The 21,035-nt window shown below is 54.9% G+C and carries 18 protein-coding genes; 6 read left to right on the forward strand and 12 right to left on the reverse strand.

All coding sequences use genetic code 11. The features are described 5' to 3' along the window. From CU041_RS11480 to CU041_RS11505, 6 genes are all read right to left on the reverse strand, one after another. Positions 1-1,712, reverse strand: a 1,712-nt coding sequence (locus tag CU041_RS11480; protein ID WP_212733794.1) for an Ig-like domain-containing protein, incomplete at its 3' end; no start/stop codon positions are given. Positions 1,713-1,858: 146 nt separating this feature from the next. Further along, the gene (locus tag CU041_RS11485) at positions 1,859-3,214 is read right to left on the reverse strand and encodes an HlyD family type I secretion periplasmic adaptor subunit (RefSeq protein ID WP_068518769.1); all 1,356 of its coding nucleotides are present in this window, start codon (positions 3,212-3,214) and stop codon (positions 1,859-1,861) included. Then, positions 3,211-5,352, reverse strand: coding sequence for a peptidase domain-containing ABC transporter (locus CU041_RS11490; protein WP_068518768.1), 2,142 nt, complete (start codon positions 5,350-5,352; stop codon positions 3,211-3,213). The genes CU041_RS11485 and CU041_RS11490 overlap by 4 nt, the downstream gene beginning before the upstream one ends. Beyond that, positions 5,349-7,070, reverse strand: coding sequence for a peptidase domain-containing ABC transporter (locus CU041_RS11495; protein WP_068518767.1), 1,722 nt, complete (start codon positions 7,068-7,070; stop codon positions 5,349-5,351). The genes CU041_RS11490 and CU041_RS11495 overlap by 4 nt, the downstream gene beginning before the upstream one ends. 199 nt (positions 7,071-7,269) lie before the next feature. Further along, positions 7,270-7,677 (reverse strand): RNA-binding S4 domain-containing protein, encoded by a 408-nt coding sequence (locus CU041_RS11500; protein ID WP_369813520.1) that lies wholly within the window; start codon positions 7,675-7,677, stop codon positions 7,270-7,272. 95 nt (positions 7,678-7,772) lie between these two features. Then, entirely contained in the window at positions 7,773-10,613 is a 2,841-nt protein-coding gene (locus CU041_RS11505) for a helicase-related protein (RefSeq protein ID WP_101247065.1), read from the reverse strand. 153 nt (positions 10,614-10,766) lie between these two features. On the opposite strand from CU041_RS11505, the gene CU041_RS20615 reads away from it, so the two are divergent. Together CU041_RS20615 and CU041_RS11515 are read left to right on the forward strand one after the other, a co-directional pair. Continuing rightward, on the forward strand, positions 10,767-11,075 hold the full coding sequence (locus tag CU041_RS20615) for a hypothetical protein (RefSeq protein ID WP_170310210.1): 309 nt from the start codon (positions 10,767-10,769) through the stop codon (positions 11,073-11,075). A 31-nt stretch (positions 11,076-11,106) separates the two neighbouring features. Then, positions 11,107-11,868 (forward strand): hypothetical protein, encoded by a 762-nt coding sequence (locus CU041_RS11515; RefSeq protein ID WP_101247067.1) that lies wholly within the window; start codon positions 11,107-11,109, stop codon positions 11,866-11,868. Positions 11,869-11,891: 23 nt separating this feature from the next. On the opposite strand, the gene soxR is transcribed toward CU041_RS11515, so the two are convergent. Then, positions 11,892-12,350, reverse strand: coding sequence for a redox-sensitive transcriptional activator SoxR (soxR, locus tag CU041_RS11520; RefSeq protein WP_101247335.1), 459 nt, complete (start codon positions 12,348-12,350; stop codon positions 11,892-11,894). A 115-nt stretch (positions 12,351-12,465) separates the two neighbouring features. Here soxR and CU041_RS11525 point away from each other — a divergent pair, with 115 nt between their 5' ends. Then, positions 12,466-13,056 (forward strand): NADPH-dependent FMN reductase, encoded by a 591-nt coding sequence (locus CU041_RS11525; protein ID WP_101247068.1) that lies wholly within the window; start codon positions 12,466-12,468, stop codon positions 13,054-13,056. A gap of 219 nt (positions 13,057-13,275) precedes the next feature. Here the strand turns inward: CU041_RS11525 and CU041_RS11530 are convergent, their stop codons facing one another. Continuing rightward, complete coding sequence (locus tag CU041_RS11530) at positions 13,276-13,602, reverse strand: HPF/RaiA family ribosome-associated protein (protein WP_068518762.1); 327 nt, start codon at positions 13,600-13,602, stop codon at positions 13,276-13,278. 313 nt (positions 13,603-13,915) lie between these two features. Here CU041_RS11530 and htpG point away from each other — a divergent pair, with 313 nt between their 5' ends. The 3 genes from htpG to CU041_RS11545 all read left to right on the forward strand — a co-directional run bounded on the left by htpG (position 13,916) and on the right by CU041_RS11545 (position 17,521). Continuing rightward, a complete protein-coding gene (gene htpG, locus CU041_RS11535; RefSeq protein WP_101247069.1) occupies positions 13,916-15,796 on the forward strand; it encodes a molecular chaperone HtpG in 1,881 nt (626 codons plus the stop codon). 156 nt (positions 15,797-15,952) lie between these two features. Beyond that, entirely contained in the window at positions 15,953-17,287 is a 1,335-nt protein-coding gene (locus tag CU041_RS11540; RefSeq protein ID WP_233433092.1) for a deoxyguanosinetriphosphate triphosphohydrolase, read from the forward strand. Between the two features lie 3 nt (positions 17,288-17,290). Further along, positions 17,291-17,521: a hypothetical protein gene (locus CU041_RS11545; protein ID WP_101247071.1), complete on the forward strand. Its 231-nt coding sequence runs from the start codon at positions 17,291-17,293 to the stop codon at positions 17,519-17,521. A gap of 107 nt (positions 17,522-17,628) precedes the next feature. Here the strand turns inward: CU041_RS11545 and CU041_RS11550 are convergent, their stop codons facing one another. The 4 genes from CU041_RS11550 to xth form a co-directional block, all read right to left on the reverse strand. Then, a complete protein-coding gene (locus tag CU041_RS11550; RefSeq protein ID WP_068518759.1) occupies positions 17,629-17,826 on the reverse strand; it encodes a YqaE/Pmp3 family membrane protein in 198 nt (65 codons plus the stop codon). A gap of 30 nt (positions 17,827-17,856) precedes the next feature. Continuing rightward, entirely contained in the window at positions 17,857-18,621 is a 765-nt protein-coding gene (locus CU041_RS11555; RefSeq protein ID WP_228194417.1) for an OmpA family protein, read from the reverse strand. Between the two features lie 575 nt (positions 18,622-19,196). After that, complete coding sequence (locus CU041_RS11560) at positions 19,197-20,039, reverse strand: AsmA family protein (protein ID WP_101247072.1); 843 nt, start codon at positions 20,037-20,039, stop codon at positions 19,197-19,199. A 182-nt stretch (positions 20,040-20,221) separates the two neighbouring features. After that, the gene (xth, locus tag CU041_RS11565) at positions 20,222-21,019 is read right to left on the reverse strand and encodes an exodeoxyribonuclease III (protein WP_068518756.1); all 798 of its coding nucleotides are present in this window, start codon (positions 21,017-21,019) and stop codon (positions 20,222-20,224) included. Positions 21,020-21,035: the final 16 nt, after the last annotated feature.

Genomic DNA, 21,035 nt, shown 5'->3' on the forward strand with positions numbered 1-21,035 from the left:
GCGTCAATGTCGAGCGCGATGGCAGAATCCTCGGAGCCGGATGCATCGGCGACATCCAAAGTCGGCGCATCCGCAACACCCGCAACATCAACCGTAATCGAACCGGTCGTGGTGGCGATATCGTCACCATCAGCAGACTGAGCCGTCACGCCGAGATCAAACGACCCGCTGAAGTCCTCAGCCGGTGTAATCGTCAGACCTTCGAGCTGGTCCGGGTTCAGGGTCCAGGTACCATCACCATTATCAGTCCCTGCCGACAACGTCGCGCCGTCCGGAACGCCGGAAATGGTAATCGTCAACGTCTCGCTGGAATCTGTCAAACCTGCATCGATGTCCAGCGCAATCGCGCTATCCTCGGCGCCCGAAGCATTTGAAGTCTCTAGCGTCGGCGCATCTGCGATGCCTTCGACATCGACTTTGATTTCTTCCATCACAACGGCGGTGTCGTCGCCATCGGTGGTCGAGACGAGGACCGAGAGGTCGATTTCGCCGCTGAAATCCGGTGCCGGGGTGATGGTCAGGCCTTCGAGCTGATCCGGGCTGAGCGTCCAGCTGCCATCGCCATTGTTGGTCCCGGCCGAAAGTGTGGCGCCGTCCGGGACACCGGTAATCTTGACGGAAATGCTTTCGCTGCCATCGAGAAGTTCGGTATCGATATCAAGTGCAATCGCGCTGTCTTCGCGTCCGAAAGCATCCGAAACATCAAGCGTCGCGCCGTCGGCAACGCCGGCAACATCAACCGTGAAGCTTGAAGAGGTCGAGCTGGTGCTACCATTTGCTTCGCGGCTGGTTGCGGTTACGGTGAGGTTGAAACTGCCGCTGTAATTTTCCGGCGGCGTGATTTTCAATCCGCCAAGCTGCCCTGCCGGAACCGACCAGGTGCCATCACCATTATTGGTACCGGTCGACAAAATAGCGCCTTCGGGCACGCCGGAGATCACCACCGAGAGTGTTTCACTTCCGCCATCAAGGTCATTAAGCGCAGCAGACACATTGAGCGAAATGGCACTGTCTTCCGACCCGGTAACACTGCCGGCCGACAGTGTCGGCGCGTCGGCGACTTTTTCGACCTCGATCACGTCATCTGTGATCGCATCATCGGTGATCTCGGACTGGGCTGCATCATCTGCAAGGGCGGTTGCATCCGCATCGGTCGCAGGTGCTTCTTCCCCGGACGGGACGAAATCGGGTCCGCGTTCGCCGCGGCCGGTGCCGCGCGGTTGTTCACGATCACCACGCAACTGGTTGGTGTCGCTGGTCGAAAGCGGGATTTCAGGCAGCTCGATCGTGCTGGGATCGGATTTCAGCGAAATGTCGTCATGACCGAAGCTGTCAAGATTGCCGTCAAAGGTTCCATCAACCGTATCAAGATTGTTTTCAATCTCGGCATTTATCGCCTGGGCGATAGACTGTTTTTCGGTGGCTTCTTCTGCCTGGACGCGTTCCTGGCGCTGGGTCGCGGCATTCTGGCGACGGAAGGCCTGCTGGGCTTCGGCCTGGGGGTTAAAAACCTGGTTGCCATAATGGACAGAGCCAAGCTCCTCTTCGGGCGGACGCGCAGTATTGTTCAGGTCGTCATGAAGTTCGACCAGTTCATTACTTTCCCCATCCTGTTCCTCCACGCGCATCAGCTCTTCTGGCGTCGCTTCCTCATTGACGCTGCTGATATCTTCACTGCGTGAAGTTTCCGTATCGCGAGGATCGTCCGCCATCTAACCCATTCTCCGTGAGACGCAAGACGGGTATAACCCGACTCACACTTCTATACCTTAGTATAGACACCCTGACACATGCCAGAGTTTTGTGCGGCCAGGCAGTAGAAATGGTTTCGGCATTTCCAGCGGGACCAAATGAAAGCTCATCGTTCTTTGAACGCCTGATCAAGCGAGACATACACAGGTTTCAGCAAATACTGAAGAAGGGTACGTTCCCCGGTCTGGATGTCTGCCTGCACAGTCATGCCCGGTATGATCCGTTGAGCCGAAGCGCCTTCACCAACCATGTCGGTATCAAGCGCGACCTTTCCTTTATAATATGGTTGTCCTTCCTCATCAATAAAAGTAGATGCAGAGATCGATACCAATTCGCCGGAAATACCACCATAACGTATAAAGTCAAAGGCGCTGACCTTGACCGTCACCGGCTGCCCGAGATGGACATGACCGATATCTTCGGTCGAGATGCGGGTTTCCGCAATCAGGTCATCATCAACCGGCACCAGTTCCATCACGATCTGCGCCGGGGCAATCACCCCGCCGATCGTGGTGAATTGCAGCCCCTTGATATAACCGCGCGTTGGCGCAACGATTTCAAGGCGGGCAACGCGATCACGCAATTTGCGCAATGCCTCGCGGGTCTGGGCAATTTCACCGCCTAGCCGGCCAAGCTCGGTAATTGCTTCTTCGCGCTGGCTTTTTTCAAGTTCATTCAGACGCAGCTTGGCCTCGGCAATGGTTTCGCGGGCCCGGGCCTGTTCGGCAACGACCCCTGAAAGATTGCCCTGGGCTTCGTTCAGTTCACGCTGGATATTAAGGAACAGCACCTTGGAATTCAGCCCCTGCTCATAAAGCGAACGGCGCATGGTGACTTCCTGGCTTAGCAAATCAACCGATTTGCGAAGCGTTGCTTCCTGTTCACTGAGCTGGGCGAGTTCGGCGTTGCGTTCCTTGATCTGGACCTGAAGGATTTCGTTCTGGTTGCGATCAAGTTCGGTCTGGATGTTATAGATTTCCTGCTGATTGCGTGCGAGTTCCGGATATTGCGCAAGCAGGCTGGCAAAGTCCGGGTCGCGGCCTTCGGCAAGGGCACGATAGCGTTCTGCTTCGAGCTGAAGGTTGCCAAGTTTGGTTTCCGTCTGTGACAGTTCGGCCTGCGCGCCGTCGGCCTTGAGCCGGACAAGAACCTGGCCTTTTTCAACAAGATCGCCGTCACGCACCATAATCTGTTCGATGATACCGCCTTCAAGATGCTGGATCTTGTTGACCGCACCTGTTGGCATCACCTGACCGAATGTAATGGCCGTTTCCTTGATCTCGGTGGTCGCAGCCCAGGCAACAAGCGCCAGAAAGCCCACCGACAACAGCACCATGGCCGAGCGGATAAAGACCGAAATACCGCCTTCTTCAAGCAGCACGGCATGCGAAAGATAACGCGCCATGCGACGGGACCGGCGGAACCGTTCAATCGCAGTATTCTGCACAGCTGCATCACTCATAGGTAGCCTCCGTCTATCACCTGCTGCTTGATCCGTTCGGGCGGGCCGTCGCCGCGCAGCTGTCCGGCTTCAAGAACAAGTATGCGGTCGGCCAGATCAAGGTGACTTGGCCGATGGGTAATCAGGAAAATGGTCGACCCGCCACGCAACCGGTTGATTGTGTGCTGGAAAGCGCGATCGGCGCGCTGATCCAGACCGTTGGTCGGTTCATCAAACAAAATGATCGGGGCTTCACGCACAAAGGCGCGCGCCAATGCCAACCGTTGCAGGAAGCTTGCCGAAAACCGCGAGGAATGCTGATCACCGACACGGGTATCAAACCCGTCGGGCAAGGCTTCGACTTCCTGCAAAATGCCCGCAGACATGCACGCCATGCGCAAGTCATCAGGCGATGCGACCGGATTGGCCAGACGCAGGTTCTGGGCGATCGATCCCCGGAAAAATTCGATATCCTGCGGCACATAGGAAATGGCCTGACGCAGGGTTTGCGGATCCATCTGGCGTATATCCGCCCCGTCGATCAGGACCGCACCGGCCTGGGGCTGATACATGCCGGCCACCAGCTTGATCAGGGACGATTTGCCCGCGCCATTGGCCCCGACCACGGCAACGACCTGTCCGGGTTTGATGTCAAAATTGACCCCGACCAGTGCCGGATCGGAATCCGAGCTGTAGCGGAAACTGACGCGCGAAAACGTAATCGCCCCTTCAAAGCGGCGCTGTTCGACCGAACGCGGCACAAGATCGCCTTCGGGCTGAAGGTTCATCAGCCGGTTGATCTGGCGGACACTTCCACGCAGCTGTGCCAGACGCGGCAAACCAAGAAAGGCCTGGTTGATCGGCCCCAGTACACGCCAGGCCAGCATCATCGAGGCCACAAGCGCACCGACACTCATTTGCGCATTCATCACCTGGTCCGCACCGAATGCCAAAACCAGCGCGCCCGCAGAAATCATCAGGATCTGGGCCGATGTGTTGATGATATTGTTGACCATCGAAACCCGGAACCCGGCATAGGCCGTATCGGCCGATATGTCGCGGAACCGTGCCAGCCAGCGCTTCTCGGATGCGGTATATTTCAAAACCGACATCTTGCCGACCGTTTCGACCAGGAATTCCTGGCGGCTGGCCCCATGACGGCCAAGCTCGACCACCCGGCGTGAAACAACCGGAAAGGCAATGACGCCGATCAACAGGAAGACCGCCATCAGAACAATCGGAATGACTGCCAGCCAGCCCCCCAGATAGAACATCGCAATCAGGAAGATCGGAACAAACGGCATTTCTAGCATCACCATGGCCATCGGCCCGGTAAAGAATTCACGCACACTTTCAAAGTCGCGAATACGCGAAATCTGTACCCCGACCGGTGCCCGTTCGGTAAAGGTCGGCGGCAACGACAGCAACCGTTCAAAGATCGCGCCACTGACCAGCGTATCAAGACGCGCCCCAAAATGACTGACGATCTGACTGCGCAAGGATCGAAGGATCCAGCCCAGAACCATGACAATCACGATCCCGATTGAAAACTGGATCAGCATCGGAATGGATCGGGTTCCAATCACCCGGTCATAAATGCCCATAACAAAGACCGGCGTTGCCAGTGCCATGATGTTAAGAACAAGCGTAAGCAGCAGCAGCTGATAACCGAGCGAGGAAAAGCGCGCAGCAATCCCGCCAAACCAGCCGCGCTTGTCATCTTCGAAATAGCGGGCCCGGCGATCGGCCATCGTGAACTGATACAGCTTGCCCGGCAGAGAAGACGACCGGATGACCATTTCACGATCCGTTCCGCCATCAAAAACCCGGATACCGTTATCTTCGGGGCGAATGACCACCAGTGCGGTGCCGTTATCGGGCACGAACAGGCAGGGCATCATGCGTTCGTCAATCTGATCGAAGGTCGCGTCAATTTCGCGCGACTGATAGTTCAGATGCGCAAGAACGTTGCGGAAATCCGTGATATCAAGCGTCTGGTCCAGATGCGGCAGGGCTTCTGCGACCTGGCGGGGCAACCCGCGCCAGCCAAGTGCCTGAAGCAGCGGCCACAAACAGGCATCGAAATCCGACTGGGCATCAATGCTTGCCATCCCCATGCGATAGCCCAGCGCATAGTTCATGTTTTCGAGCTGTTTCATTGTGCCCCCGTCTCTACTGGTGCACTGAAATTCGATTCTGCACGGGTAACGCGGGCATTGCTGCGTTTGAGAACCGGCACAAGATGATGATCGACAATCCGGTATTGCTTGTTTGCCAGCGCAATCAGCGACGGTCGGTGCGAAACCATGACAAGGGTGCAGTGCTTTTTCAGTTCCAGCATCAGGCTGGCCATGATGTTGTCACCGGCCATATCAAGCGAACTGTTGGCTTCGTCAAACAGCACGATGCGCGGATAATCAATCAGTGCTCGCGCAACCGCGATACGCTGCTTCACGCCACGCGGCAGTGTTTCGGATGCCTGTCCGCCGACTTCGGTGTCATAGCCTTCGGGCATGCGCATGACAATGTCGTCAAGGCCCAGACGACGGGCAATTTCAACCACCCTGTCCACACCGATTTCCTTGCGGAAGCCGGTAATGTTTTCAAGAATGGTGCCCTTGAACATCACGCCATGTTGCGGCAGGTAGGCGATCTGACGGCGCGTTGATTCCGCCGTATAGTCAGATGGATTTTTACCATCGAGCAATATGTCACCGCTGTCAGGGCGCAATGCCCCCATCAAAAGCCACAGCAATGTGGTTTTGCCGGTCCCGTTATCGCCGGTGATCGCCACTGAATCTCCCGGTTCAACCACCAGATCAAGCCGGTCAAAGATCTTCTTTCCATCCGCATGCGAAAAGCCCAGATTGCGCAATTCGATTTTGCCTTCAAGCAGCGGCATTTCGGCGGTTACCGCGCTGTCTTCGGGTTTGATTTCAAACAGTTCGTTGACGCGCTGACGGGCGACACGGATATTCTGGAACTGTGTCCACAGGCTCATGGCGCGCTGCAATGGCTGGATCGAACGCCCCGACAGCATGGTGCAGGCCGCAAGTCCACCAACGGTCAGATCACCATTGATCACCAACACACTGCCGATCGCGGCAACCATCACCATGGTCAGCATCGAAAAGGTTGCACTGGCATTGACCGCCGCATGGGCCGAACGCGCCGCAATCAGGTCATCACCCGAACATTGTTCCTGAAGCTGTTCGTGACGGCGCACCATCAGGTTTTCCATCGCCATCGACTTGATGGTGTGAATGCCCGTAAGGGTCTCGATGATAAAGTTGTACCGGCGTTCGTCAGACTGGCTGCGCTTGTCCAGGGCGGCACGCAACTGATGGCCCAAAATCATCGCGGTCAGAAAGAAGGCAAGCAATATGCCGACCGGCACGGCGACAAGCACCCCGCCAATAACCGCAATCAAGGCCAGAAACAGCACGACGAATGGAAGGTCCACAATCGCGCCGATCGCCTGACCGGAATAGAAATCGCGCAGCAGATTAAGACTGTTCAAACGCTGAAGATGCAGCCCCGGTGCGGTCTTGTCATAGTCGATCAGACTTGCCGAAAGCAAATGACCGACGGCCTTTTGCGAACTTTCATGTTCGAATTTCGCCGCCGACAGCGAAGAAATATAGGCCCGGCCAAGACGCAGCACAGCCTCGATCAAAAGAGCGCCAAGAACGCCAAGGATCAGCAAGGTAAGCGTCGGTATGGAATTATGCGGCAGGACACGGTCGTAAACCTGAAGCAGGGTAATCGGCAGCGCAAGCGACAGCAGATTGATCACCAGTGCGGCAATCAACAGCGAAAAACGGCCGGTGCGCAGATGCGACAATGTCCCGATATTCAAGCCCGGACGACGTGTCATAAAGCGGGGATGCTCCAGGTTATGCAGAAAATACCATCCTAAAGTGGTGATATTATACCATCAGATAGGATACATAGCCGATCACTAATCCCAGTGCAAGAAATTCGTGCACCAGACACAACCGGATAATTTTGTATTCTTGCCATCCTGGCGTTAAGTCGCAGAGATCACCTAAATATCAGAAAAAACTTAAAAAGTCCTAGCCGACATCCCTGTCACCCCGCAGCCGGTCAAGTGCCCGGCGTTCTGCCTTGGTCGGGCGTCCGGCGCCGGCTTCGCGTTCCGCAACCGGTGCGGTTCGTATATCTGACGCAACTTCCTTTTTCGGTAATCTTGGGGGGGAATGGTCGACATACAAGCCCTGGGCTTCCGGGGCGGGCCCGCGACGTTCGCCAAGGGCGATGACTTCGACCACACGCAAATGCGGCCCCTGAAAGAACTGCAACCGGTCACCGGCGACGACCGTGGCACTTGCCTTGGAGACGGACTGACCATTCAGAACGATATGCCCGGACTGGCAGGCTTTGCTGGCCAATGACCGGGTTTTGTAAAACCGGGCATGCCAAAGCCATTTGTCGACCCTGAGCTTTTCTGACTGTTCGTTCACAACCATCCGATCCTGCATCAAGTGATTATAAAGACATAGAACGCAGAACGGCGACCCGCAAGGATCGCCGTTCAATTCCGATTTCCAGGATGCTATCAGCCTTTGGCTTCGAGCATCTCCTTAAGCTTGGCAAACGGAGAATCTTCGTTGATCTGGTTGCCTTTGTCCGGGGCCGGGCCACGTCCGCCCGGCTTGCCACCGCGACCACCCTTGCCGCCATGGTTCGGACGGTTGCCGCCCTTGCCCTTGGGACCGCCTTTGCCGCGTGCATCCTGACGCGGACCACGCTGCTGGCCACGACCGGCACCGCCACGCTTGCGGCGATCGACACGGACAAAGTATTTGACCTCGACCAGCTCATCGCCATCCGCATCGGTTTCCGCGGCTTCGGCCGGGGTTGCTTCTGCGGTGTCGGTGGATGCGGCGTCATTTGCCGGTGCTGTTTCGGCGCTTTCAGCCGGTGCAGCTTCTTCGGTTTTGACTTCGGCATCGGTCTTGGCGGTTTCTTCGGACTTTTTCTCGGCTTCCTTGGCAAGAAGTTCGGATTTCTTGACCTTGGTTACCTCGGCACACCAGCCAAGAGCAGTAAATACACCTTCGGCCTGCTCGACCGTGCAGCCCAGAAGTGACAGCAGATCGGGATCAGGACGTACCTTGCCGTCGTTTTCACGGGCCTTCTGACGCAGAAGGGCTGCGAAACGTTCAAGCATGTCCACACGTGCCGCAAGCGGACCAACCGGCATATAGCCAGCAGCAAGGTAAAAGCCCTTGGAATTGGCACGATCGTTCGGAACCGATGTCCGGCCTGCCGGCGGCAATTCCGGAAGCGCATCCAGTTCACGGGCAACCGCCCAAAGAATGCCGCGCAGCTCCACCGGATCGGGTTTCAGCGCATCAAGCACATGGACGGTTTCAACACCCAGACGCACGCCAAGTTTGGCAAGTGCCTTGCGGTCTTCGTCCGACAGGTCCTTGACCAGGCTTTCGAGTTCCGAGCGCGGTACACAGCCCAGACCTTCGTTCAGCTGGAACAGAAGACCGCGAATCGGACCGGACAACTGACAATCGCGCAGGCGGGTCAGCATTTTAAGGCGCGCTTCGATATGGGCATTGACGAAATTCTGCAAACGGGTGCGCACACGCTCACGTGTCGGACCGTCAAAGAACTCGCTGTCGATCACCTGAACTTCGGGCGACAGAACTGTGTCACCTTTTTTCAGCACGCCAACCTGCGCACCGTTCCAAAGGACATCAAGCTGCCCATTCACCGCGAACTTGTCGTCTTCGTCGGTTTCAAGTTGTTTGACACGCTGGGCGATTTCGCCGGTCAGCGCGCGACGTGCGGCACTGGCAATAGCCTTGCCTTCGAAAGCAGCATCGGTTTCATCAGGGATGAAACGGAATCCATCAAGACGGCCGACAAATTCACCTTCGACCTGTACTTCACCATTCGCAGTGATGGTAGACATGAGTTCAGACTTGTCCTTGAGACTTTTCAATAAAACCGAGGTCCGTCTGTCAACGAACCTTTGGGTCAGGCGTTCATGTAGCACATCTGAGAGCTTATCCTCAATGGCCCGCGTGCGTTCCTGCCAATGATTGGCATCTTCGAGCCAGTGATGCTTGTGCGATACATATGTCCAGACGCGAATACCTGCCAAACGTGATGACAACTGATCGATATCACCATCATAACGATCCAGACGCAAGACTTGTTCGCCCAACCAGTCGATGGGCAGTTTGCTTCCGGGTTTCGCAAGATAGCGATAGATAGATGTTAGCAGCCTTGGATGGGCATCGGTATGGATATTTCTGAAGTCGGGAATCTGGCAGACTTCCCACAATAACTGTACCCGATCCGGGGCCGATGCAATGCGCGCGACATCTTCGTTATGCGCCAGATGATCGAGCATGATTTCATCGACAGGCTCGCGCGCCAGAATAAGGGTCGGGTCATCCGATCGCCGGCGCAAGGATTTCTGCAACGCATCCACAGACCGGAAATCAAGCCGCGCATTGCGCCAGAATACTTTGGCAAGCGGCTCGAACTCGTGGGCTTCGATCTGTTCGATGATATCGGGATCAATGCCCGAAAGGTTGCCGGTAACCCCAAATGTCCCGTCATTCATGTGACGGCCCGCACGTCCGGCAATCTGCGCGGTTTCAGCCGCCGTCAAACCACGGTTGAACTTGCCGTCAAATTTGGTCAGCGCGGCAAAGGCAACATGGTTAAGATCAAGGTTAAGCCCCATGCCGATGGCATCGGTCGCAATCAGATGCTCTACATCGCCATTCTGGAACATCTCGACCTGGGCATTGCGGGTGCGCGGGCTCAGCGCGCCAAGAACCACCGCTGCCCCGCCCTTTTGACGGCGCACCAGTTCGGCCACCGCATAGACTTCCTGTGCCGAAAAGGTCACCACAGCCGACTGGGCCGGAAGGCGCTGGATTTTCTTCGATCCGTTATAGCTTAGGGTCGAAAACCGTTCGCGCCGGTCAAATTCGACATTATCAACCAGCTTGCGGATCACCGGGCGGATGGTTTCCGCCCCCATGAACATGGTCTCTGAGCGCCCGCGCGCATGCAACAGCCGGTCGGTAAAGACATGCCCGCGTTCGGGATCGGCACACATCTGGATTTCGTCAATTGCCAGGAAATCGACCTGCTTGGCCACTGGCATGGCTTCGACGGTACACAGGAAATACCGGGCGGTTTTCGGCAGGATACGCTCTTCGCCGGTGATCAGCGCCACCGCCCCCTTGCCGACCTTGGCCACTGCGCGATCATAGTTTTCACGCGCCAAAAGCCGCAACGGGAACCCGATCATCCCGGTCGTATGCGCCAACATCCGTTCCATGGCCAGATGGGTCTTGCCGGTGTTGGTCGGCCCCAATATGGCAAGGATACGAGGACCGGTTCGGGTTGAAATCTGCATCAAACTTTTCCAATCGACAGCCCATTGATCCGGACCATCGCAATCTTTGGGCCTTTCAACACGCGAACCGGCGCAATGTCAAGCTTTCAGCAAAGTTCGTCACATCGTGTCTCCTCCCCCGTCAACACCCCAAACCATTTGCAGGAGGGCCCGATGAGCAACCCCGATTCTGACGACGACAACGAAGGCCAGGCAGGCACATGGCCAACAGTCGCTGCCAAGGCTGTCAAACGTCAAGTCGAGCCAGAGTGGGAAGAAACCAGTCAAACAAAACCAGTCGACCCTCACAATCCAAACGTTGAACCAGAACTTCCTGCGGATAATGAAGATTGGGAATATTGGTGGCGCAAGCTCCTCCAGCCACCGGCAAAACAGCATAAGCCCGGCTTGCCGAATATCGGTCTCGGACCTTTTGACGCCCCGCGAAAGGAATGGCGTCTATTCCGACGCCCCAAGATCTGACACCCCCAGTAAGTACTAGGACCAACACCGAATGATTGTTCTGTTCAAAGTATCGACGCGTGAAAAATTTAGCCCTTTCATCCCCGGTCCTGAAACCGCTGGATACTTCAATGCATGGCGATTTGACATCGCCAAGGTTCCTGATCAGGATTTCGGGCGCGGCATAGAAAACTGCTTCAAATGCCCATGCTGCGAGCGCATCTTACCCACCGTATTTGCAGAGGCTGATCATCTGTTTCCCAAATCGGCGCTGCTTCAGGCACTCACTGGTGCCACCTATGCCGGGTGGCGGCGGTTTACAGAACTCGCAAACGAGGCAAACAAAAAGGATAACTATGTCTCGCCGGACGGAAACGTAGCGAACTTGAAGCTTGGTAAATCGGTCTTGCGTCTGCCTGATTACGACAACCTGACCGGGATTCTCGCCGACAACTCGGACGAAGGTTACGAACTTATCAAGGCGATCTACACGACCCCAGACGCCATTGAAAAAGACTATGATTCCGACGAGGTAAAGGTTGCCCACTGGGCAATGTCGGGGATTCAAAACGATAGCGGCATCGTACTCGATAACAGCGGAACAGAAATCCTATTTGCCGACCTTGCCGCCTTTGACATTACGAACATCGCGTTCCTTTGTTCCGTTTGCAATCAAGCCAAGAACAAAGACTTCTTCCCTGCTCACAAGGGGTTTCGAACGCGTATCAACCAACAAAAGCAGCTTGTCCACATTACCAAGGGCAGCATCATGCTGAGCAACTCGGGTAACACCTATATTGAGCAACGCAATTAGGTACTAACGCAAACTGAGTGTCACTATTTCCCGTGTTCGAGCAACGGTGCCCCTGGCCCATCCTTTGCCAACTCATCTGCCGGGTTGCGCAGCGGGCAATCTGATATCGACAGGCATCCACAGCCAATACATTGCCCCAACTGATCACGAAGTCGGGTCAGTTGATCGATCCGCTCGTTCAAGTCATCGCACCATTGCGAAGACAGTTTTTCCCAGTCCTTGGCATTGGGGACCGTGTTATGGGGCAACTTGTCAAAGGCTTCTGCAATTTCAGAAAGCGGTATCCCGGTTTTCTGGGCGACCTTGATGATGGCAAGCTTGCGCAACACGCCGCGGTGAAACCGGCGCTGATTGCCATCGGTGCGGATCGAACTGATCAGACCTTTGCGTTCATAAAAATGCACAGCCGACACCGCAATCCCGCAGCGGCTGGCAACTTCCCCGACGCTCAGATAACGCTGTAACACACCGCTTCCGGCCATTTCCCCCTCCTGCATCCTGCCTTCTGACAGCTATCGAATTTCATTGTTGACCTTAACATTAGTTGAGGTTCTAGAAGCTTACGCATTGAAGCGAAATTATCAAGGAGTCAAATCCGTGAAAGAAACATTCAATGTCGCCATCATCTATGGCAGCGCACGAGAGGGGCGGCTTTGTGACATGGTTGCGCGCTGGGTACTGACAACACTCGGATCGGATCGCGATCTTTCACTTGATACGATTGATCCGGCTGTCCTGAACCTTCCGGCGACCCATACGCGGGCAGAACATCCGGGCATTGATGAACTGCACACCGCCCTTTCAGAGGCCGATGCCTTTATCGTCGTGACACCGGAATACAATCACAGCTTTACCGGCGAGCTGAAATTGCTGATTGATGCAGCCAAACAGCCATGGCGTCGCAAGCCGGTCGCCTTTGTTTCCTATGGCGGGATGTCAGGGGGATTGCGCGCAGTCGAGCAATTGCGTCTTGTCTTTGCCGAACTTCATGCCGTGACCATGCGCGACGTGGTGAGCTTTGCAAACGTCTGGGACCGTTTTGACGAAGACGGAAACCCAATCGACCAGGAAAGCACAAACCAGGCACTGCATCACATGGTGGGCGACCTGAAATGGTGGGCCGGCGCATTGCGTGATGCCCGGTATCCGAACAGCAGCCAGCAGCTTCGAACCGCTGTTGCATCCTGACCAATAAAAACAGTCAAAACCCGGCAGGCGAAAGCCCGATATCCGTCCGACTGCGACTTTTGTGCTTTGCCCTTCTCGCGCCACCAGCGCATTTGGCGGAAAACCACAAGATCAGGCTCAAACAAATCAGCCCCCAAAAGCAAAACGGGGCGACCATAAGGTCGCCCCGCCAATCAATGCCGGTCGGTCATCATCATTCGACCATCACCGGTCGGATCATTAATGGTTACGCATCTTGTCCGCATAATCCTTGAGCTGTCGGCGTGCGGCCTGGAAACTGTTTTTAAGCGCGACATAAACATCTTCATGGGCATGATCAGCACTGTCACGCTTTACCATGATTTCCTTGCCCGGCACATTGATCCCGAAATGTACGGCGAAACGGTTACCGTGGTTATGGGATGCTTGGGGTCGTTCCACCACAACATGACAACTGGTCATGCGATCGAAGGTTTCTTCCAGTTTTTGCACCTTGAAACGGATACGCTCGTCAAGCGCATCAGACTGATCAACATCACGGTAGGTGATTTGAACGGGAACCTTCATGATACGGCCTCCTGTTTAAAGCCTTGGACGCAAAGCAGGGCGTTGCACCCTGCCGTTTACCCCCGGTCCATTTGCTGTCCCGGGAAATTCAGGAACGCTTGGGTTTTGGTTTACGCGCCCCTTTTGAAAAACCGTCTATATCTATACTTAGGATACAGGACTTGCGCTGCAAGGTGCGTTGACGCATATCAAGCGCGGTCAGTAGCAATAACAGGTCACATTGCTATTTCGTGTAGCCCGTTGAAGTGTTGCAACTTCTGCCGATTGCGGGGAAGTTCAACAGACGCTTGAAACAAAGGAGAATAAAGAGGTCATGACGGAAGAAAAAATGCGGTTCGAGGCCGAGGTCAGCCGACTGCTCGATATCGTTGTCCATTCGCTGTATTCAAACAAGGACATCTTCCTGCGCGAGCTGATCTCCAACGCTTCGGATGCGTGCGACAAATTGCGTTACGAAGCGATTGCCAAACCGGAACTGCTCGCAGGCGACGCTGAATTCAAGGTCCGCCTTCTGACAGACAATGTCCGCAATGTTCTGACGATTGCCGATAACGGGATCGGGATGAACAAGGAAGACCTGATCGACAATCTTGGCACCATTGCCAATTCCGGCACCGCCAAGTTCCTTGATGCGGTCTCCAAATCCGACAATCCGAAGGATGTCGACCTGATTGGTCAGTTTGGTGTCGGTTTCTATTCCGCCTTCATGGTGGCAAACCGGGTTGATGTCGTAAGTCGCAAGGCCGGCGAAGACCAGGCATGGAAATGGTCATCGGACGGCAAGGGCGAATACACCATTTCCGAAGCCGAAATGGAAGGCCGCGGCACCCAGATCACCCTGCATCTGACCGACGAATTCAAGGAATTCACCGAAGAATACAAGCTCCGCCATATCGTCAAAACCTATTCCGATCATATCGGCATTCCGGTGGTTCTGATGAAGGCCGATGGTGACGAGACCCTCAATGAGGCTTCCGCCCTTTGGACCCGTCCGAAATCCGAAGTCACCGAGGAACAGTACAAGGAATTCTACAAACACAATTCGCATGCGTTTGATGATCCTTGGAAAACCATCCACTATCAGGCCGAAGGCGCGATTGAATACACCGGCCTTCTTTACCTTCCGACCATGCGGCCGTTCGATCTTTATGATCCGCAGCGCAAAGGCCATCTGAAACTTTATGTCCGCAAGGTCTTCATCACCGAAGGTGCAGACGAATTGCTGCCGCCATGGCTGCGTTTTGTTTCCGGTGTGGTCGACAGTCAGGACCTGCCCCTTAACGTCTCGCGCGAGATGTTGCAGCACAACCCCGTCCTGACCAAGATCAAGAACGGCCTGACCAAAAAGGTCCTGTCCGAACTGGAAACAGCCGCCAAGAAGGACGCCGAAGGGTTTGACACCTTCTGGGAAAACTTTGGTGCTGTGGTCAAGGAAGGGCTTTACGAAGACCAGTCCAACCGTGCGCGCATCCTCAAAATCGCCAAGTTCCGTTCGACCCATGGCGATGGCTGGACCACGCTTTCGGAATATGTCGAACGCATGAAAGAAGGCCAGAAGGCCATCTACTATATCAGCGGCGAAGATATCGAAGCCCTGAAACGCAGTCCGCAGCTTGAAGGCTTTGCCGCCAAGGGGATCGAGGTCCTGCTTCTGACCGATCCGGTCGATGAATTCTGGATGCCGTCAGTTGGCCAGTTTGAAGAAAAGGACTTCAAATCGGTCACCCGTGGCGGTGCCGATCTCAATGACGTCAAATCCGATGACAAGGATGACGCCAAGGACGAGAAAAAGGACGATGCCGCCAGTGACGCGTCACTTGATGCATTGATCGCATCGATCAAGATCGCCCTTGGCACCGGTGTTAAGGACGTTCGGGAATCTGATCGCCTGACCAGTTCAGCCTGCTGCTTGATTGCCGATGAAACCGGCATGGATCTGCGGATGGAACGTTTGATGAAACAACATAACCGCGTTGATGAAATCAGCCCGCGTATCCTTGAAATCAATCCGAAGCACAGCCTGATCAAAAAGCTGTCTGACATTGCCATCAAGGATGCCAAGGCACCGATTCTCAATGATGCGGCCCAGTTGCTGCTTGATCAGGCCCGCATCCTCGAAGGCGAAGCCCTGCCCGATCCGGTCAGCTTTGCACGCCGCCTTGATCTGATCATGGAAAAGGGTCTGGGTGCATAAACCCGACACACCAACCAATATTGAGAACGGCGCGTCACAAGATGCGCCGTTTTCTTTTGCATATCGGCAAAATTTAAAATGCTTATTTACCAACAACGGGCATAAAGGCCCCACATGTGAAAGAAGCTCGGAACCGACGGGAAGGCCCAAAACACCATGACTGCGATGATGAACTGGCAAAAACTGTTGTCACCCGCACGCCTTGGCACCCGTCATTCAAGTGTCGGCGCTTTTGGCCGGTCCGATTTTCACAAGGATTATGACCGCATCATTTTCTCGGCCGCGTTCCGGCGCCTGCAACGCAAGACCCAGGTTCACCCGTTGCCCGAAAATGACAATGTCCATACCCGCCTGACTCACAGCCTTGAAGTTTCGTGTATCGGCCGGTCGCTTGGCCTGATGGTTGGTCATCGCCTTTCGGAAAAGGGCAGCCTGCCTGATACCATCGACCCCGATCACATGGCCGCCATCGTTCAGGCCGCCGCCCTGTGTCATGATATCGGCAACCCGCCATTTGGCCATGCCGGTGAATATGCCATCCGCCAATGGTTTATCGATGCCGACCCGGCCTTTACCGGCAGCCTGTCCCGCGAACAGTTTGCCGATCTGACGACCTATGAAGGCAATGCGCAAGGATTCCGACTTTTGACCAACAAACGGACTGGTCTGTATGATGGGGGGATGCGGCTGACCTATGCGACGCTGGCAAGTTTCCTGAAATATCCGTGGTCGGCATCGGGAAGCCCGTTTCCCCAGAAAAAGAAATTCGGAGCATTCCAGAAGGAATTTGCACTGCTTGAGGAAGTGGCCGATGCCACCGGTCTGATCCGGACAAGCGATCAGGCATTTTGCCGCCATCCGCTGGTTTATCTGGTCGAGGCCGCCGATGATGTTTGCTATGCCCTGATTGATATCGAGGACGGGGTCGAGCTTGAACTGGTGGAATTCGAAACGCTGGAAAAGATGCTGCGCCCCTGTATCGAAGGGGACCTTCCCGCCGAATATCACCGCGAACAGAATATCAGCCGCAAGATATCCTTCCTGCGTGGCAAGATCATGTCGGGTCTTCTTGATGCGCTTGTCGATGCCTTTGTCCGCCACGAAGAAGAACTTCTGGCAGGTGTGTGGAAAGGTGATCTTCTTGCCTGTGCAGATGGCCCCTATAACGAGCTGATCTCCACTGCCAAGTCATTCTCGGAAAAACAGATCATCCTGAACCGCCGCAAAGTCCAGATCGAGGTCGGCGCCTTTGCCCATCTTGAAACCCTGCTTGAGACATTCTGCAAAACCGCACTTGAAGTCCACAAAGCCCGATCAGAAGCAGACATTCCCTATCGGGCCGGACGTGTGAGGGAACTGATCGGCAATGATGCCATGCCGATCGGTGCGTCGCTTTATGATCTGTATCTGGTGATCCTGGATTATGTATCGGGCATGACCGATGATTTTGCCGCCCGCCTTGCGCGCGACATTGGCGGCGGTCAGCACTGATCAATGTGGATGCTTGGCCCCTTTATTGCGCGCTATCGCAGACGGACCGCCTTTATTGCCGCAAGCGCGATGGCTGCCGTCATTTACGGGCTGGTTGATCAAAGTACCCGTCCGGAAGTTCAGGCATGGTATTGGCCCGCCGCCCTGTCCGTGACGAGCTTTATGATCACCCGGCTGGTTGTGTCGCGCCTGATCGGGCGTTTTGTCGGCGGGGTCAGACGCCATCTGCGTTGATGCCAGCGGCCCCGACCACACGTCCGGACAATCAAAAAGGCAGGCCCGAAGGCCTGCCTTTATTCTTGGGAATGTCTGTTTGGCCCATATGGGGCAAACACAGTCAGTTAGTCCTGACCGCCACCCATGGCACTGCTGATTTTCTTGTCAGTATTGTACTGACTAAGCGAATAGACAGCCCAGATCGCCGCCGGTACCCAGCCGATCAGAGTAATCTGCAAAATCAGGCAGATGACGCCTGCGATTGGGCGCCCGATGGTAAAGAACAGTAACCAGGGCAGAAGTAGTGCGATCAAAAGACGCATGGATGAAATCCCCTTGTTGCGTTGACGTGCTTACATGCTGTCTTTGAAGGTGACAACAACGACACGGTTACCCTGTTCGGCCACACCGTCTTCGGTTGCGACCGGAACATTGGCTTCGCCGCTGATGCTGATCGCAAGCTTGCTTGCCGGAACACCACCATCACGAAGCGCCTTTACAACCGCATCGACACGCGATTTTGCAAGAATATCGTTATACATTGCATCACCGGCACGGTCGGCATAGGCAACCAGGCTGATCGCAGCCGGGTCGTATTTGCCATATGCTTCGACAATCCCGTTAATGACCGACATAGCTTTGCCGTCAATTGTGGCACTGTCAAAGCCGAAATAGACATTCATCGGAACCGGCATTGCCATCGCGGCAACCGGGGCCGGTGCGGTGTCGATTTCAGCCTGAACAATTGCCAGCGCCTGATAGAAGGCGGCACGGCAATTGTCGATGTCTTCCTGCTGGATGTTTTCTTCGAGTTCCTGCAACCAGCAATCAAAGCTTGCCTGTGCCCGTGCAGCAGCCGTGGCGGCCTTTTCACGGCCACCGGCATCAAGTGCTGCCAGAAGGTCGCTGCGCGCGACTTCGACTTCACCGGTGCTGCCTTCAGGCAGGGAACGTTCGGAAATCATCTGCGGGCCGGTATCCTGGCTCATCGCAGCCATTTTGGCACGGCTGGTGAAGTACCGCGCATCTGCCCAATCGGCTTCGTCATATTCAGCCTGGGCAAGGTCGGCGTAATTCTGATGGAGGGCTGCGTCAAATGCCGACCCTTCGTCAGCCATCTCACGTACCCCTGGAATGTTCATATTTGCACACGCGCTCAAGAAGGCAGCGGCGGACACAACAGCGAGCAGTTTAGCTTTCATCGGTATTACTCCTTGTCTGACCGACATTTTGATCCCAATCCCAATTTTTTGACGGTGATGTTGGCGTCATCATGTGACGGATTTTTACATGCACCTGACAGGTCGTTTTTGCCTGTCTGTTTTTCCATGTTCTGTTCGCCATCGATCCGATCTCCGGTGCCTCAGATCCCCGGAACCGACCCCGAATAGAAGGATGTGAAACCAGTTCATATCCCGAACGCATCATCACAACATGGACAGGGATATAATTACCCCTATCCAAGGATATATAGAAGTCAATTTCATGAAAAAAAGCAGTGGGATAGAGAAAATTCACAATCTTCATACTTCACGGTCGAACACAGACCATTGATCCCGCGCGATTTTGTCCCGCCCCATTCCCCGAACGGGTCACAAGCTGTTGCAAAACGCATAAAAAAGCCTGACCGGGCGTTTCACCCGATCAGGCCATGATTGATTATATATCCCGGAAATCCGGCAGAAAGAAAAGATCAGTCGGACGATCCGCCAAACAATCCTTTGACAGCCCCGCCAAGCGCATTGGCACCGTCTTTAAGTTTCTCGCCACCTGTTCCGGCAGCACCGCCAACGGCACCGACTGCACCGACAACGCCCTTGCCAAGATCGCCAACGCCTTGCAGCAGGCCATCAACATTAAGGTTGGAAACCGCCTTGAACACCGATGCGTTGATCGCGGTCAGGATTTCACCGGCAACTTCGGCCGGGGTTGCGCCGTTATCTTCCTTGCCAACGTCCTTGAGATGAATTTCCGGAAGATTGGCCGACAGTGACTTGCCCTGAAGCAATGCGGCGGAAACACCGACATTGCCGTTGCGCACATACACATTATCAATGATGATTTTGGGCCCGGACGCGGCGTCTTCGCCAGCAGCACTGTCATCTGCACCCTGACCACCGGACGGACCGGAAACACGATGGACAAAGCTTTCCACGTTGCGCTGAATGGTCGCGATATTGGAACTGCCATTGCCAAGTTCATAGGTCACACTTGGCGCGTCCACCACCACTTCGATGATGCGGATGGTGTCGCTGGTCAGTGTCGATCCATCAAGACGTACCGAAATATTGCCAAGTGAAAAGGCATGGTCGGTTTTGTATCCTTCGGGATTGCCGATCACCAGCCCCTTGATGGCCGCAGTATTTTGCGTCGTCTCGATCGATACGGCATCAACCGTGACATCCGCAAGGGTCACCCGCGTTCCAGCCTTTTCGATCGTCGTTTTCACGATGTCATCAAGATTGACATAGACATAAACAAGCCCGCCCACGACCAGTACGATGATCGCTGCCAAACCAAACAGTATCTTTTTCATTGCCCGTATCCTGCGTAATTAGTCATCGAAACGGTGCGACATTGACCTTATGGGCACCTGTCCTGCTTCATACTCCCCAAAGAGTTGCGCTGATTGGCAGGACAATCAAGTTATTTCAAATGACAAACAGCGGGCCGGATGACCCGGGCCCGCTGTTTGGAAGTGTGATGGTCAAGCCGTGATTACAAATTGAATTCGACAACCACCGGTGCGTGGTCGGACGGCTTTTCCCAGTCACGCGCAAGGTCATAAACCGATGCGGTGCGCACCGTTCCGGCCATGTTCGGTGTCATCCAGACATGATCAAGACGGCGTCCCTTGTTGCTTGCACGCCAGTCGCGCGCCCGGTAGCTCCACCAGCTGAAAAGCTTTTCGGGTTCGGGCACGACTTCACGAACCGAATCAATGAAATCGCCGGACTGGCGGAACTTTTCGAGAATTTCGACCTCGATCGGGGTATGGCTGACGACACGCAGAAGCTGCTTGTGCGACCAGACATCATTTTCCGACGGCGCGATATTGAAATCCCCGACCAGAACCGCCTTGCGGTTCGGATCTGCGGCACGCCGATCGGACCACCAATTGGTCATTTCATCGATGAAGGACAGTTTGTGGGCGAATTTTTCATTGATCGCCGGATCCGGTTCATCACCGCCTGCCGGGATATAGAAATTGTGAAGCTCGACACCGTTTTCGAATTTCGCCATGCAGTGGCGGCGATCTTCCTTGCCACAGAAATGGGTGATGTCGGTTTCAACGAAGGGCAATCGCGATACGATTGCCACACCGTTATAGCTTTTCATGCCATGGTTATGGCGATGAACATACCCGGCGGCTTCGAATGCCTCATGCGGGAAATGTTCATCCGGGCATTTCAATTCCTGAAGGCACAATGCATCGGGTTGCTGGTCTTCGAGAAACCGGACCACCTGTTCGATGCGCAGGCGCACGGAATTGATATTCCAACTTACAATCTTCAAAACGGGCTCCGTTCAA

The organism is Thalassospira povalilytica, assembly GCF_002844235.1.
In the GTDB taxonomy this organism is placed as follows: domain Bacteria; phylum Pseudomonadota; class Alphaproteobacteria; order Rhodospirillales; family Thalassospiraceae; genus Thalassospira; species Thalassospira povalilytica.

Excerpts from the sequence above, each read along its gene's own strand:
- CU041_RS11485 (WP_068518769.1), bottom strand. The coding sequence starts at position 3,214 with ATGAGTGATGCAGCTGTGCAGAATACTGCGATTGAACGGTTCCGCCGG.
- CU041_RS11490 (WP_068518768.1), bottom strand. The coding sequence starts at position 5,352 with ATGAAACAGCTCGAAAACATGAACTATGCGCTGGGCTATCGCATGGGG.
- CU041_RS11495 (WP_068518767.1), bottom strand. The coding sequence starts at position 7,070 with ATGACACGTCGTCCGGGCTTGAATATCGGGACATTGTCGCATCTGCGC.
- CU041_RS11505 (WP_101247065.1), bottom strand. The coding sequence starts at position 10,613 with ATGCAGATTTCAACCCGAACCGGTCCTCGTATCCTTGCCATATTGGGG.
- CU041_RS20615 (WP_170310210.1), top strand. The coding sequence starts at position 10,767 with ATGAGCAACCCCGATTCTGACGACGACAACGAAGGCCAGGCAGGCACA.
- CU041_RS11515 (WP_101247067.1), top strand. The coding sequence starts at position 11,107 with ATGATTGTTCTGTTCAAAGTATCGACGCGTGAAAAATTTAGCCCTTTC.
- soxR (WP_101247335.1), bottom strand. The coding sequence starts at position 12,350 with ATGGCCGGAAGCGGTGTGTTACAGCGTTATCTGAGCGTCGGGGAAGTT.
- CU041_RS11530 (WP_068518762.1), bottom strand. The coding sequence starts at position 13,602 with ATGAAGGTTCCCGTTCAAATCACCTACCGTGATGTTGATCAGTCTGAT.
- htpG (WP_101247069.1), top strand. The coding sequence starts at position 13,916 with ATGACGGAAGAAAAAATGCGGTTCGAGGCCGAGGTCAGCCGACTGCTC.
- CU041_RS11540 (WP_233433092.1), top strand. The coding sequence starts at position 15,953 with ATGACTGCGATGATGAACTGGCAAAAACTGTTGTCACCCGCACGCCTT.
- CU041_RS11545 (WP_101247071.1), top strand. The coding sequence starts at position 17,291 with ATGTGGATGCTTGGCCCCTTTATTGCGCGCTATCGCAGACGGACCGCC.
- CU041_RS11550 (WP_068518759.1), bottom strand. The coding sequence starts at position 17,826 with ATGCGTCTTTTGATCGCACTACTTCTGCCCTGGTTACTGTTCTTTACC.
- CU041_RS11555 (WP_228194417.1), bottom strand. The coding sequence starts at position 18,621 with ATGGCTGACGAAGGGTCGGCATTTGACGCAGCCCTCCATCAGAATTAC.
- CU041_RS11560 (WP_101247072.1), bottom strand. The coding sequence starts at position 20,039 with ATGAAAAAGATACTGTTTGGTTTGGCAGCGATCATCGTACTGGTCGTG.